This window comes from Hahella sp. NBU794, from assembly GCF_050749805.1.
Taxonomy (GTDB): domain Bacteria; phylum Pseudomonadota; class Gammaproteobacteria; order Pseudomonadales; family Oleiphilaceae; genus Hahella.
This window is the reverse complement of the sequence record NZ_CP192738.1, coordinates 5,555,918-5,569,811: the sequence shown is the minus strand read 5'-3', so window position 1 is coordinate 5,569,811 and position 13,894 is coordinate 5,555,918. Positions and strand designations below refer to the sequence as shown.

The following is a 13,894-nucleotide window of genomic DNA, read 5'->3' as shown; positions in this document are numbered from 1 at the left end:
CGGCGCGCCTTTAACTGATCCAGCCTTGTTGTATCAGCGGGCCAAGCGTGTCCTGGCAATGGGACGGCGCGAATATGACTTTGTCCGCCATGTCGCGATAGCAGCGACGCAATTTTTGCAGCGTGTCGCGATAGGCCTTGCGGTCGTCGCAGATGATGTTCGCCAGCCAATGTTGATCTACGCCATCGCGCAGGTTGTCCACCAGCCAACAGGCGTCCGCGAGTAGAAACAGGAACTTGTCCTGCAAACGAACGAGTAATCCAATCTGGCCGGCGGCGTGGCCGGGCAGGGCGACCAGATACAGCGTTTGATCTCCGAACAGGTCGCGGGCGCCCAACCCGAGAGGTCGCGTCGGCATATCCAGGATATCGCCCAGATCCAAGGGAAAACTCTCCGTGAATGACAGGCGTGACTCCGCTTGGGCGGGGAGCAAATCTTTCAGATAGCCTTTGCGCAATCGACGTAGTCGTCCGGTTTGTGTGAGGTAACGATGGCCAGCGGGATGGCAGTGCAGGGTCGCCTTTTCAAAGTCACAGACGCCAGCGATGTGGTCGGCGTGAAAGTGGGACAACACCACATGCCTGACCTGATCCGCGGCGATATTCTGCGCCGCTAGCTGCTCTTTCAAGCTCTCTCCGTGTTGCAGGGAGCAGGGCGTCGCCAGCGCATAAAAGCGCTCTGGGTAATGCTGCGTGCATTGAGAAAAACGTTGATGGTAGCCCGTGTCGAACAGCAGTACGCCTTCCTGGGGGTGCTCGATCAGGGCGACGCCGGCGGGAAATTTGCGCGGCGCCAAACCCAGCCCAGGTTTCACCATGAAGCCGGGGTGGACGCAATGGCCAGCCTCAAACAGCCTGACTCTGACGCCAGTGGACATAGCGCTCGATTCCTTCAGCGATGGATATGGCGGGCGCGTAGCCGAGCTGGGCGCGCGCTTTGGAAATATCCAGGGTTTGATGATAGTGAAACAGGCCCGCGCTGTAGCGGGTCAGCTTGGGTTCAGGTCGCCCGGGCAGACGCGCCCGCAGCCACTCTGCGCCAGCGATTACCGGAGCCAGCGCGCCATAGGGGAGCGTTTTAATCGGCGTAGGCTGCCCCATCGTGTTGAATAGCTGAGCGAGCACATCCAGCAGCCGCACAGGCTCGCCATTGCTGATATTGAAGACGGAGCCCCGCTCAACAGGCTGTTGCAACGCCAGGATCGCCGCATCGGCGACATTATCGACGTAAGTGAGGTCAATTTCGGGGTTGCGGGCGGAAGGCAGCCAGAGCGCGCCATTGCGTATTGCGCCGATGATGCGGGGCAGAATGGCGTTATCGTGAGGGCCGAATATACCTCTTGGACGCAGGATGACCGTATGCATCGGACTGGCGGTGACGAGGTGTTCCGCACGGGCTTTGGTGGCGGCGTAGTCATTACAGAAACGAGGGCCAAGGGGCTGGGTTTCTGGAATATTCAACGCATCGCGGAACTGAAAATACAGGCTGGGGGTGGAGATGTGCACGAACTTCCGCACGCCGTTGGCCTCCGCCGCCGCCAGGATATTAATGGTTCCGTCGACATTCGCAGCTTCGAACTCCTCGCGTGTTCCCCAGGGACTCGATAGCGCCGCACAATGGATGACGGCGTCCACGCCTCGGCAGGCTTGATGCAGAAGCGCTTGTTGTTGCAGGGCCGCTGGAGAAAACTCAGCGCCGGTTTCCGAGGAAATGCGCGCTCCCAGAGGTTGATTTCGACCCATAAAACGGATGTCGAAGCGGTTCTTATACTTGCGCACGATAGACTGGCCTAACATACCGGTTCCGCCGGTCACCAGAATCTTCACAGACTCAGCACTCCCAACCCCAGCGACAGGCCCGCTGCGGAGCCGAACAACATCACTAGCTCACCGCGGGCCACATGCTTGTTTCGCAGCAGGTGGTCCAATGCAATGGGCAGCGACGCGGCGACCTGGTTACCCATGGTTGCAAACAGGTTGACCACTTTGTCCTCATCCAGACCAAGACGATGAACCAGGTGTGCGAGACCTGCGTGACTGGCTTGATGAGGCACGATATGGGCGATATCGGATAGCGTGAGTTGTGCTTTTCCCAGGCCTTGGCGGATGAAGTCTGGCGCGAGTTTGGAAACCATTTTGTAGAGGGCTTTGCCCTGCATTTCGAAGTAGCTGCCTTCCGCAACGGCGTCCATGGGGTTGCGAGTAGGGTGCAAACCGCTGCCGCCAGCGCGAATTTGGCACAGAGAATATCCCTCCGGGTAAGTCTGAAACAGACTGGTCAGCAACCCTGCGCTGTTCTTGGAGGCTTCCAGCACAAAAGCGGCGGCGCCGTCCGCGAACAGGGTGGCTGTTTCGGGTTTGACGTCCTGAACGCCAATCTTGGCCACTTCGCTGGAGACGATCATCACCCGTCGATAGCGGCCGCTGGCGATGGCGCAATGACTGAACTCCAGCGCCGCCAGGAACGACAGGCAACTGGCGTTGACGTCCATTGTGGCCAACGGCTCTGCGATCCGCAGTTCCGCCAGGACGCCGGCTGCGTTGTAAGGAAGGGCCTGATGGGAAGTGCCGCTGGCGCAGACCAGCAAGTCGATATCCGCCCACTGTAATTCTGCTCTGTCCAGGGCGGCCCTGGCGGCTTCCGCTCCCATAAACAGTGCGGTTTCGCTCGGGGAGGCGTAGTGGCGGTAATCCACACCGTAACGTCTACGGCAGGTTCCAGGCTCCAGACTTAATCGTTGATCCAGTTCTTTCGCTGAAATTCTGCCCTGAGGGAGAAAACAGGCGCTGGACCGTATAACAAATGACATCTTAAATCTCGTGCAAAGTGTTTTGAGAAACCACGTACAAACACCTTTCTACCGAATCCGGTATTCCGCGTCAGTGTACCCTTTGTCGTTAAACTCCTGTTTCGGTGGCGACCACCGGCCATGCTTGGCCGATAGATCCTCATCCATACTTGATTTTTGCGAAACTGTCGAGAAATTAAGCGATATTGACGTTGAAGATGTTTTGTCAAAGCCCCGCGTCGCTACATGGAATGAGGTCTAAACCCAGACAGGCTGGCCGGTTTCAAACATTGCGACGGAGTGTGGCTCGGGCGGGCATATTAGTGGAAAACCGAGGGGACCGAAACAGCAAAATTGAGGCGAAAGTGTTAGGGTTTGTAGAGTCTGCTTTAGCTTTTGGTCAACGAGCAGGTCGCCTCTGATCTGAAGGCGGCCTGCTAGAGGTAGGAGGAGCGGTTACTCGTTGAAGTAATCCTTCATTTCCTCGTCGATTTCCTGACGCAGGCTCATCAGCTTCAGGGCGTAGTCGCGCAGCTTGACGTCTTTCTTGGTTTTCGGCTCCCACGTCGGCACTTTCACCGGTTTGCCGTCGCGATCAATGGCGACGAAAATCATGATGCAATGCGTGGCTTTTTTACGTTCCTGCTCGATAGGATCGCGGCAATAAACGTCGATGGCGAGGTGCAGACTGCTCTGACCGGTGTAAATCACCTTGGCCTGCACTTCCACCAACATGCCGATATGGATAGGGCAAATAAAGCGGATGCCGCCCACATAAGCGGTCACGCAATAGCGTCCGCTCCATCCGGCTGCACAGGCGTAGCCGGCGAGGTCGATCCATTTCATCACCACACCGCCGTGCACTTTGCCACCAAAGTTGACGTCAGTGGGCTCAGCGAGAAACTGCAGCGTCAGTTGTCGTTTATCCGTCGTTTGCGATGACATGGCTTTACCCTTGTTAACTGCTCAAAAACGTCAGGCAATGCTCTAAGTATCAACGTAGTAGTCGCCTGATTAAATAATAGCTGTCGAAGCACTATAAAGCCCGCTAACTGTCCGGATAATTAGACATATGATCTAAGCATTAACCCTGTCGGACTAAAGGTTAAGTGAGCTGGGACAGGGTCAGAGATGGCAGGGATAGCGGAGGTAGCATAGAGCGAGCAATAAGAGGAAAGAAAAGCGGCGCATCAAGCAATGCGCCGTCAGAAATTACTTGTACTGCTCCATTTCCGCCAGAGTTTCTGGGGAATATTGGATGTGGAAGTGTTCTAGGAAGTCTTTGACGTATGCCTCCATTAACTCATCTCGGCAGATACCTGGGCCAATATCTTTCTCTTGGAAGCCACTGAAACTGAAATTTAATACCAGAATATGAGTCGGATCTATTGGAGTACCAACCCAGAAGGCTAGCGGCGGTGCGCCAGGATGACCTGTGCGGCAAATTCGCCAAGTAGTTAAATTGTTTTGATAGGCCTTGAGGTCGTCCGCCTTCTTAGGGTATACCCACATATCATCTTGAGAGGGCGTACTTCCTAGCATTTTGAACTCGTCTTCCACCTCTCTATCATACTCTCCGAAAATGTCACTAAAAGCATCAATGGTAGAGTTTAAAAAGGTAGTTAAACATAGCAGAGATGAGTCAGGCGAAACAGACACCTCTGATATTTTTGCACTGAATATCACTCTTCCGGCATCAAATGGTGTTATGGCTGATTTATAGGTCCAAAGCTGCTGTACCAAGGTAATAAACTTTGAATATTTATGTGCATCCTCAGGAAACTTTCCAAACATCTCATGTAAATCAATCTGTGACTCTGATATGAGCGCTTCAAACGACCCTTCATGCATTGGTAGTCTGAACACTAATTGAGTGCCAGAGAGGTCAAGACAAATTAAATCAGCTTCTTTATAATTTGGGGTAATTATATGGCTGGGCTTTACCATTTAGCTATTCCTTTAACCTGATTGAACATTTCCAGAAATGTACGATCTTGAGGGGTTGAGATCAGGCTTTTGGCATTCGTTATCGCGTTTGCTGTAACTTGTGTGCCTGCGAGCCAATTTTTATTTGCGTCGTTTACTTTTTCTCCAGTCTGCTTTCCAACCATGGATACAGCACCTGCACTTTGGCCTCTATGTAAGGAAGCTGAGACGATGGTGGCTCGATTACGCTTCTTACCCGTAATTATTGGGTCCTTATCAATGCTTGCCCCTGTTCTCATTAAGTCTCTTGTTATAGGGTATAAATCAATAGTTGGATCTACAAATTGAAAATTATGTTTACTAAGGTTTTCTTTATGGTTTGCCCTGGGGCTAGGAAGCTTCCCAATCGCTTTGGCCAGTAACTTTGCACCATCACCGATAATAACCCAGCGTAAAGGTTCATCGCCTGAGTTGAATGCTTGGCGGTGAGTTTGGGTATCTACTAAAACCCTCGCCAGTTTTTGTGCCGCATCATCTAGGTTATGTTGTTTCTGCTCTGGAGTGATCCATACGCCGAGCTCGTTATAAATATGACTATGTAAATAAAACATAGAAAAATCTTGTGGCTGGGAGCCGAAGCCGATAGTTTGTGTATGCCTTGCGCAGGACATTACAGCTTCGCTAAGAGTCTGTTCATGGTCGCTGATAGCTGCGTGATTCTCTTGTATTTTCTCTTGCTTCATAGGCATAGGCGGCATATCAGAGAATGCTGATGATCCTTTCACTCTATAGAAACCAGCTTTGTTTTCGTCACCCTTATATCCAGCCCTGATATCGTTAATGTAAACCCCTGCCTCTTTTGCTTTTTGATCGCCAATTTGGAATATTTTGTAAAAAACTCTAACGTGCTCCACCAATTCCATATGCTGAAATGCGTTATTTAAATTGCTGCAGCTAATTATTCCACCTGCAAGGCTTTTTAGTTCGATAATTTTTTTAATGATTTTTATTCCTGCAGGAGTCCTTGAGTCAACAAGCGCCAGAAATTGAGGTATTAGTTTTGCGTCAATGAATACCTTGCGGCCAGATTTACCAACGGTCTCAGGCGAAAATGGGATGAAGTTTATGAATTTACGGTCTACGTAGGTTTGAGCTGGTAAGTATGATTTGGCTGGGGCAATAAAGCTATTCATCTGCAAACATTCCTGTTAAATATCAATAAAAACATAAGATTAACAAGATGATGAGACAGCCGTGGGGGGATTGCAGTGGTAGCTCTTGGCTGTGCAGATTCGGCGCCTCATCCCTAAGGAAAATTGGACGAAATTTTATTCGATTTACCGATTTTTGAAATTGGGCATGGGGGTTAGGCTATATGGATTAATTCTTGGCCAGCTTGTTTTTGATGGTCGCGTTAACGAAAGTCGCTATGAGTGGAGCCGGCTAGTATCATGGCGCTTTTGTATGGCCAAGGGGCACGGAAGTGGACGACCGCGTGTTGAGCGATTCAACTGACCTGTACATCAAGCACCTTTCAGAACGAAAGATTCCCGGGTTTCCGGGGGTATGCTTTCAATGTGAGTTTTCCGTGGATCGCTATTCAGATGACATGGTGAGTCATCTTTTTGGGACGGATTTGCCTGATTCAATGGATCGGGCGGTGGCGAAACGCAGAGCCGAGTTTGTTGCGGGACGCTATGTGGCGCGGCGTGCTTTGATGGCGTTAGAGGCCACTGATCTTTCTGTCGGAATTGGCGAGAACCGCGCGCCTGTTTGGCCTGAGTCATTCACCGGATCAATCAGTCATGCACAGGACATGGCTATTTGCGCCGTGGCTGATAGTGATCGGGTAAAAAGCGTCGGCATTGATGTAGAGAATATGCTCAGCGAAAAAGTGGCCGCGGATATTGTAGGATCTATTCTCACCGATGCGGAGCATGGGTTTGTCGGTAGTGCTGAACGCCCTGATCCTAAGGCGCTGACTTTGATTTTTTCGGCCAAAGAAAGTTTATTCAAAGCGCTCTATGTAGAAGTTGGTTATTACTTTGGATTTGAAGCGGCGAAGATGCTCACTATTGATTGGCGATCGGGTATGTTTCGCTTGGAATTACTACAGACGCTCACTGATGCGCTGCCTTCCGGTAGTCAGTTTGAGGGACGCTTCGAGATTGATGCGCAGCGTGCTTTGACTGTTATCGTACGAGGCCATGGGTGAATTTTTCAGCTTATTCCGGCAAAGGAATAAATTCATCTTCATCTCCTGGAACCTTCGGAAAACGTCCGTTTTTCCAGTCCTGTTTAGCTTGTTCAATACGCTCTTTGCGGCTGGAAACAAAGTTCCAGTCGATGAAGCGTTTATTGAAAGATTCGCCGCCGATAAGAACGAGACGAGTGTCCTGAGTCGCTTCCAGGGTGATGTCGGGTTCGTTGGAGAAGAACGCCATGGCGTATTGTGGAAGCAGGTTGTCCCTGGCTTTCAGTTCGCCTTGCGCCACATACACGGCGCGTTCTTCCGTCTGTGGCAGCTTGAAGGTTTGTCCCGGTTGCAGGTGGGCCTCCAGATATAAGGTTTCTGCAAAGACTTTTACCGGGGAGGCGACGCCGCATGCGCTTCCCATCATTACCCGCACGTTGACGCCGTCCACGGTGACCTGCGGAATACTTGCGCCGGGATAATGGTAAAAAGCCGGCTCGATTTCCTCTTGGTCTTCGGGCAGCGCAAGCCAAAGTTGCAGTCCGTGTACGCTATGATCCTTGTTGCGAATTTCCGCTCTTTCACGCTCTGAATGGACGATGCCTCGGCCTGCGACCATGAGATTTATATCTCCGGGCTGGATTGGCTGAACGCTTCCCAGAGAGTCCCGGTGCAGTATCTCGCCGTCAAACAGATAGGTCACAGTCGCAATGCCAATATGGGGGTGTGGGCGGACGTTAATGCCGTCTCCTGCGGAGAAATTGGCTGGCCCCATATGATCGAAGAACACCCATGGCCCCACCATTTTGCGTTTGGCGGTAGGCAATGTCCTGCGCACTGAAAAGCCGCCGAGATCTTTCTCCCTGGGCTCGATAATCAACTGGATAGCGCCGCAACAGTCTTTGACGTCACATTCATATTCGTTCTGTCTGGTCAGATTGCTCATCGCGCCTCCTGAGCGTCTTTTCACCTTGGCTATGCGGATTGGACTCTATTCAGGATAGTTACTTTCGCGCCGTGCCGCCCAGGCGTTTAAGCTTTGCTCTGCTTATAGGCCTGATACGTCTTCTGGGCGGGCAGGGCTTTGAGCGTTTCCCAGGCCGCCATGGCGTCCGCGCGTGTGGCGCCGGCATTCACCGGGTCCGCGAGGAAGTCTGTGATGAAATTGTTGAATCGCGTGGAGGGAATGCGCGGCAGTTTTCCGGGCGTGGTCATTAATTCGAATAGCTTGTCCACCAGATCCTGATAAGTGATACGCTGATCTGCGCCGATTTGCCCCTTGCGCCAGTCATTCAGCCAATACCACTGACCGGATTTGTCTTTCAGTTGCGGGGCGCGCTTGGCGATTTCCTCACGCAAAAACGCTTTGGTGGCTTTGTCGCTGACGTAGTTAACCACGAAGGAGTTCGCCGCCAATCTATCGCGAGCGCCGCCAGTCTGTCGATTAGCGACGTTTTTTGGCAGTTCGCCCTGAGCGACGCCGAACAAATGAGATTTAATATGCTGCTCAATTTCGTTCTTGCGTAACGAACCGGTTTTGATCCCCAGAGATTGGGCGAACTCTTTTAATTCCGTGGCGTAGAAATACCCGTTCTCGAACTCTTCCTGTGATATGCCTTTATAAAGTTTGGTCAAAACGGCTCCTTGTTTTATTCGGAGGAAATATGAAAGGAGCGTTAATAGTCGTTAAATCAATGGATTAGTGTCAAGTCGCCAGACAAGAGGAGCTTGTAGGTCAAGCTCCTCCAGATAGGGGAAGGTTAGATCTTCGCGGATTTATAAATATTCCCCTTCATCCCAAACAGGTAGAAGGCGTCGTCTTTGACGAGGGGATCTGCGTAGATGAGTTCGTCCTGGGCGAAGTCGACGTTTTCCCGGACTTCTCCGCTTTCCATGTTGATGATGAGAACGCCGCCGGTGCGTTTGGCGTAGATGATTTCCTTGTCGTTATAGAACTGTAGTGAGGAGTAGGAGCCTTTTTTGATGTCAGACTCGATTTCCCACTCAAGTTTGTTATTGATGGCGTTCCAGGCGTACAGATTGCCGTAGTAATCATTGAAGTAGATGGTGTCGTTTTTAACGATAGGTTTGCCCACGACGGGATAGTTGATGACGAGGGAGTGGGATCTTTCTCCAGATTGGGTGAAGCAGGAAAGACCGCCGACATGGGTGTCGATATGAATCTCACCCTGGATAAAACAGACCTCATCCTGTACTCGCACGGGCCCATACCAGGCGGACAGAGGCAGCTCTTTCTTCCAGACCACAGAACCGTCTTTCAGGTTCAGCTTGTAGGCGAAAGGTCTGTTGATGCTGAATCCTTCCCTGGGGATGCCGCTGCCAATATAGACATAGTCGCCATGCACCAGCGCGAAGCCGTCCATATGGCCGCCTTTGAATTGCCAGATTTTCTCCATCGTGTCTGGATTGATGGCGTAAAGGCCATCTTCTCCTGCGGTTTGCAGCAGGTAATCCTGACCATCGGCGTTGGCGAATACAGGGAATATCTCTGTGTGTCCGTTGGTCTTGAAGTGGCCGGTGACCTGCTTTTTCTCCGGGTCGAATTTATATACGCCCATCCCATGCGACTGATGCAGGCCTTCCCCAAAATACAGGTAGTCTTTATAGAGGGTCGGGCTGGGCGAGAGAAACTTGCCGAAGAACAGCTTGTTTTTGATCGTGCCTGTATCGGCGTCGGCGACGTACAAGTAGCCCTCATTGGTGCCGAAGAAAAGCTCGCCGTTCACGATGGTTCCTCGGGCGAAAACGCCCTCGTCCTCAAGGGACTGCTTCCAAAGCGCGCGGTCGCCCTGCTTGGCTTTCTGATGATAGCTGGTGTCCGAGTTGGCGAACTTCTGCACCGCCTGCGGAACCGGGCCGTTCTTCACGTAATCAACGCCAACATAGCCGGCGTATATGGCCAGATTCAGCGCGCCGGCGGCGAACAGCACTTTCGGCTTGAGCAGCAGCTCCAGCAGCTTTTTGGGGCCTTCGGCTTTCAGCTTCACGCCGAACATCCCTGCGATGAAGGTGGCGACGACGCTGAGGGCGGTTCCCAAAAAGGCCAGGGGCAATAATACCGTTGGAACTATAGCGTATTGATAGCCTTCGCTGAGGGTATTAGATGATGCGGATAGTTCCATCATTTCCGTCAAGCCAAACATTCTCTCCTCCTTTAAATTTGTTATGGCAGTTGATGATTCCACTCACAGCAGGAATTCCCATTTCTCTCGCAACAATGGCGCAGTGCGACAGCACGCCGCCTTTTGAAACAATAATGCCCTTGGCTTTGGTGAAGATTGGCGTCCAGCCCGGATCAGTGGATTCCGCCACGACAATCGGGTTCGCCGGCCATTTGATGTTTTTCCATTTGTTCGGATCGTTAATAACCAGCACTTCTCCTTTAACCAACCCGGGAGAGATGCCTTCGCCCTTCAGGTTGTCGTTCTGTGGTTGCCGGTTATTCAGGACATTCTCGATTTCCTGAATAGAGGTGACGGCGGAAAAATTGAAATGCTTGAACAGCTTGGATTTGAGTTTGCGTTCTTCTATGCGCGCAGCATACGCCGCTCTATCGAAGCGGATGATTTCTTCTGCGTTCAGCCAGAAAATATCATTGGAAGGCAATTCATAGCGTTTGCCGAATTCCAGCAGGATATAGCGGAAATGAGCGAAGGGTTTGAGGGTCGCCATTTTCCATTTTTCCCGCAGCTCCAGCAGGTCTTTCAGAAGCTGCCACTCTTCCAGAACCAGTGTTTTCTTGAAGGTTTTAAACTGGTTTATTTCATCTTCGACATCGATAAAGGTGTGATTGTTTTTGCCTTTCTCATAATCCTCCACGCTGAGATCGTAAAAGGCGTCTTCGCCCAGTTCGATCCAGCGTCTGGATATCAGATCCAGCTCGCCAGGGCCGCGATGACCGTATTTCTCCAGAAACATGCCCCTCAACTCGGGCTTGGCGCAGGCCTTTTTGAAATAGCGGCCCATTTCGAAGGTTTCGGTTCTAATGCCGTTGCCGGTCCATTGCCGTATCAACTCCGCCGCTTTCTGATCGTTGAAGATATTCGCCAGCAGAGAGTGCAGGGTTTGAATCGTGGTTTCTGTCAGGGAAATCAGAATGTAGGGCCAGACCAGAGTATCCCGGGTGAAAACGATCATTTCTTTCAGCAGGCGGCCTTTCAGATCGTCGTCGCTCCAGGACTGGTAGTAGCTCAGGTCGTTAGGCCTGTCCATGACGGTGGAAAAACTTATCAGATCCTTGCTGGCGAGATTGATGAACTCTTTCCTGTGAGTGTTCACGCTCAGACCCGCCGACACCATTTTGAACACGGTTTTGGGAGTGTAGAGAATGGTCTTCAGGTTGATCTTGGAGACATGGAACTTCAGATGAGGCCTGGGCAGCGGCTCGATGGAGTAGGGCATGGGACCAAAATAGAGCGGCGCCAGTCGGGTGAGGTTGACGTAATTCTTGCCGAAGACGTTATCCAGAATCGATTCGCCTTCTTTCATGTCGCGAAAGCCCAGATAGCCGATCTTCTGCAGCGCTTTGTCGAAGGCCGCGTTTTTCTTGAATGAGTCGCTCCAAAGTTCGCTGGAGAAAATGCTGGGGTTAATCGAAAGCTCGGCGAAGGTTTGCCCGTCCCAGGTGGTGTCTTTGCTGTAGTGGGTTTTCAGGCGCTCCAGTTCTTCCAGACCGAATTTTTTGATCTGTGAAATGGAATTTTTGGCGGTGATGGGGCGCGCTTGCAGCAGGTAGACGACGCCCTTGTCGTCAATCGCCCACTCGATATCGAAATCCTGATGATATTTAGCTTCCAGCTGCCGGGAAACGATGACGATTTCCTCGACCTGCTCTGGTTTGATGTCATCGCTGCCGCTATTTTCGTGAATCTGCTTGGGCGTCTTTTTGCCTGAGACAAGGTCTTCTCCCACGCCGTTGATATATTCCAGCAGCCAGCCTTTGTCTTCATCTCTGGGATCTTTGGTGAAGAAAACCCCAGCGTATTTGGCGTCGATCATTTGCTGGATCACGACATTCATGGGGACGGCTTTGGCGGAGCCGAGGAAGTGTTTGCGATAAGTGGTGGAAGACTCTTTGAGAATGGAGTCGAAGCAGTTGTTAATGGCGGTGACCAGATCTTCCTGGTTTCTGATAAATAGAAACGTGGAGTTTTGCCCGGCGAAACTGTGTTCTTTGGAATCCTCTCCGGTTGCGGAGCTGCGTACGGCGACGCAAAACTGATCTCCCAGTGTTTGGTAAATGGTTGCAAGCTCTTCCTGGCTGGGTTTGGCGTCCAAGATAAAACCTTCGGGGACGCGAATTCCCATTTGCGTCATCATCGCCAGCATATAAGCCTTGCCGCCTACCTCTGTTTTTTCTTCTGGTAGTGACGAAAAAGAATAAATCACAATAACTCCCTTTAATTGCAAAATATATTTTATGTAAATTTTGACGGGCTATAACATACCATGGCTATTTTTAACTTCATCCGTATTAAATGCGGATTATTTGTTTTTTAATATTTAAATGTTGATTATGTGGATGATAGGGTGGCAATAAATATTCATACATTGAATATGCATTTGTTGTTAATAAAAAATAGTTTTTTCTGGGCCAAGAGTATTAAATGGCTAATTATTCGTGGGAGGCGTATGTGCGTTTCTCATTGTTATTGTTTTCCTTGTTTGTATAAGCCGGAAAGGTAGCACTGGCATCTTTTAAGCGCTGTGATATGGATCAGTTTTACGGGAGAGGAAGGAAAGGCTGTGCAGCCTGAACCCCGCTGACGCCTCTGTTCAGCGATAACATAAAGCCCTCCCTGCTGACGGTTTCGAATGAAGTGGCTGCCAGTCTCAAACGGAAAAATTTCTACGTAAAAAACACGAACCTCTTAAGCATTACTTAAGGAACCTCTGAATAACTCCCAGAATCAGTCATAATACGGCAGTCCAACTCAGCAGGAACACTTTTCATGGATCAGATGACTTTCTCCGAAGCCGAATACCAGAATAAAAAGCGTAAGACCCGCCGGGAAATCTTTCTGGAGCGGATGGATAAGCTGATTCCCTGGGAACGGTTGGAGAAGAAGGTCGCCCGTCATTATCCCAAGGGTGAGAATGGCCGGCCGCCGTATCCGTTATCCGCCATGCTTCGCGTTCACTGCATGCAACTGTTCTATAACCTCAGCGATCCCGCGATGGAAGATGCGCTGTATGAGATTGAGTCCATGCGTCGCTTTGCTGGTCTGCGCCTGTCAGACCGATTGCCGGATGAAAGCACGATCCTCCATTTTCGTCACCTGCTGGAGCGTCACGGTTTAGGCAAGACGCTTTTCAAGGAAGTGAACAAACAACTACAGAAGCAAGGGCTGATGATGCGGGAAGGCAGCATTGTGGACGCGACGATTATTTCCGCCCCGAGCTCCACTAAAAACCAGAGCGGCCAACGCGACCCGGAGATGCGCCAGACCAAGAAAGGCAATGAGTGGCGCTTTGGTATGAAAATGCACATTGGCGTAGACAGCGCCCGGGGACTGATTCACAGCCTTGAAGCGACGGGAGCGAATGTCCATGACATCACAGTTGCGGGCAAATTGCTGCATGGAGAAGAAAGCGTCGTGTTCGGCGATGCCGGTTACCAAGGCATTCATAAGCGGGAGGAACACCAGAAGCGGGCGGGTGTCGCCTGGTTTATCGCGAGACGTCCAGGCGTGCGCCGCACACTGAGCAAAGAGCATCAGAGAATGGAGATGCTGAAAGCGAGCATCCGAGCCAAAGTGGAGCATCCATTCCGCTACATTAAGCAGGTGTTTGGTTATGGCAAAGTCCGCTATCGAGGCCTGGCGAAGAACAGGAATCGATTATATCTACTGGCGGCCTTCAGCAATCTTCTTACGGTGTGGAAAGAGCTGCGGATATAGGGCGATAGGCCCACTTCCGTCCTGAAAGGGGCGAAAGTTGTTGGAAAAAGCAGTATATGGTTGGGC

At 51.1% G+C, this 13,894-nt stretch carries 12 protein-coding genes; 2 read left to right on the top strand and 10 right to left on the bottom strand.

Annotation, left to right across the window (positions count from 1 at the left end):
* Positions 1–10: 10 nt before the first annotated feature.
* From ACQYWX_RS24310 to ACQYWX_RS24285, 6 genes are all read right to left on the bottom strand, one after another.
* Positions 11–877, bottom strand: coding sequence for an MBL fold metallo-hydrolase (locus tag ACQYWX_RS24310; RefSeq protein ID WP_431686641.1), 867 nt, complete (start codon positions 875–877; stop codon positions 11–13).
* On the bottom strand, positions 846–1,826 hold the full coding sequence (locus tag ACQYWX_RS24305) for an NAD-dependent epimerase/dehydratase family protein (RefSeq protein WP_431686640.1): 981 nt from the start codon (positions 1,824–1,826) through the stop codon (positions 846–848). Before ACQYWX_RS24305 ends, ACQYWX_RS24310 begins: the two co-directional genes overlap by 32 nt.
* Positions 1,823–2,809, bottom strand: a complete 987-nt coding sequence (locus tag ACQYWX_RS24300; RefSeq protein WP_431686639.1) for a 3-oxoacyl-[acyl-carrier-protein] synthase III C-terminal domain-containing protein — start codon at positions 2,807–2,809, stop codon at positions 1,823–1,825. Before ACQYWX_RS24300 ends, ACQYWX_RS24305 begins: the two co-directional genes overlap by 4 nt.
* A gap of 435 nt (positions 2,810–3,244) precedes the next feature.
* Positions 3,245–3,733 carry an acyl-CoA thioesterase gene (locus ACQYWX_RS24295; RefSeq protein WP_127973136.1) on the bottom strand — a complete coding sequence of 163 codons (489 nt, stop codon included), beginning with the start codon at positions 3,731–3,733 and terminating at the stop codon, positions 3,245–3,247.
* A gap of 267 nt (positions 3,734–4,000) precedes the next feature.
* Positions 4,001–4,735 carry a hypothetical protein gene (locus ACQYWX_RS24290; protein WP_431686638.1) on the bottom strand — a complete coding sequence of 245 codons (735 nt, stop codon included), beginning with the start codon at positions 4,733–4,735 and terminating at the stop codon, positions 4,001–4,003.
* Positions 4,729–5,907, bottom strand: coding sequence for a hypothetical protein (locus ACQYWX_RS24285; RefSeq protein ID WP_431686637.1), 1,179 nt, complete (start codon positions 5,905–5,907; stop codon positions 4,729–4,731). The genes ACQYWX_RS24290 and ACQYWX_RS24285 overlap by 7 nt, the downstream gene beginning before the upstream one ends.
* Positions 5,908–6,197: 290 nt before the next feature.
* Here ACQYWX_RS24285 and ACQYWX_RS24280 point away from each other — a divergent pair, with 290 nt between their 5' ends.
* Complete coding sequence (locus tag ACQYWX_RS24280; RefSeq protein WP_431686636.1) at positions 6,198–6,929, top strand: 4'-phosphopantetheinyl transferase family protein; 732 nt, start codon at positions 6,198–6,200, stop codon at positions 6,927–6,929.
* A gap of 10 nt (positions 6,930–6,939) precedes the next feature.
* On the opposite strand, the gene ACQYWX_RS24275 is transcribed toward ACQYWX_RS24280, so the two are convergent.
* The 4 genes from ACQYWX_RS24275 to ACQYWX_RS24260 all read right to left on the bottom strand — a co-directional run bounded on the left by ACQYWX_RS24275 (position 6,940) and on the right by ACQYWX_RS24260 (position 12,317).
* Entirely contained in the window at positions 6,940–7,854 is a 915-nt protein-coding gene (locus ACQYWX_RS24275; RefSeq protein WP_431686635.1) for a pirin family protein, read from the bottom strand.
* Between the two features lie 86 nt (positions 7,855–7,940).
* Positions 7,941–8,543, bottom strand: coding sequence for a hypothetical protein (locus tag ACQYWX_RS24270; RefSeq protein WP_431686634.1), 603 nt, complete (start codon positions 8,541–8,543; stop codon positions 7,941–7,943).
* A 125-nt stretch (positions 8,544–8,668) separates the two neighbouring features.
* Positions 8,669–10,072 (bottom strand): PQQ-binding-like beta-propeller repeat protein, encoded by a 1,404-nt coding sequence (locus ACQYWX_RS24265; protein WP_431686633.1) that lies wholly within the window; start codon positions 10,070–10,072, stop codon positions 8,669–8,671.
* Positions 10,029–12,317, bottom strand: coding sequence for a PEP/pyruvate-binding domain-containing protein (locus ACQYWX_RS24260; RefSeq protein WP_431686632.1), 2,289 nt, complete (start codon positions 12,315–12,317; stop codon positions 10,029–10,031). Before ACQYWX_RS24260 ends, ACQYWX_RS24265 begins: the two co-directional genes overlap by 44 nt.
* Before the next feature lie 563 nt (positions 12,318–12,880).
* Here ACQYWX_RS24260 and ACQYWX_RS24255 point away from each other — a divergent pair.
* Entirely contained in the window at positions 12,881–13,828 is a 948-nt protein-coding gene (locus tag ACQYWX_RS24255) for an IS5 family transposase (protein ID WP_431685803.1), read from the top strand.
* The last annotated feature ends 66 nt before the right edge of the window (positions 13,829–13,894 follow it).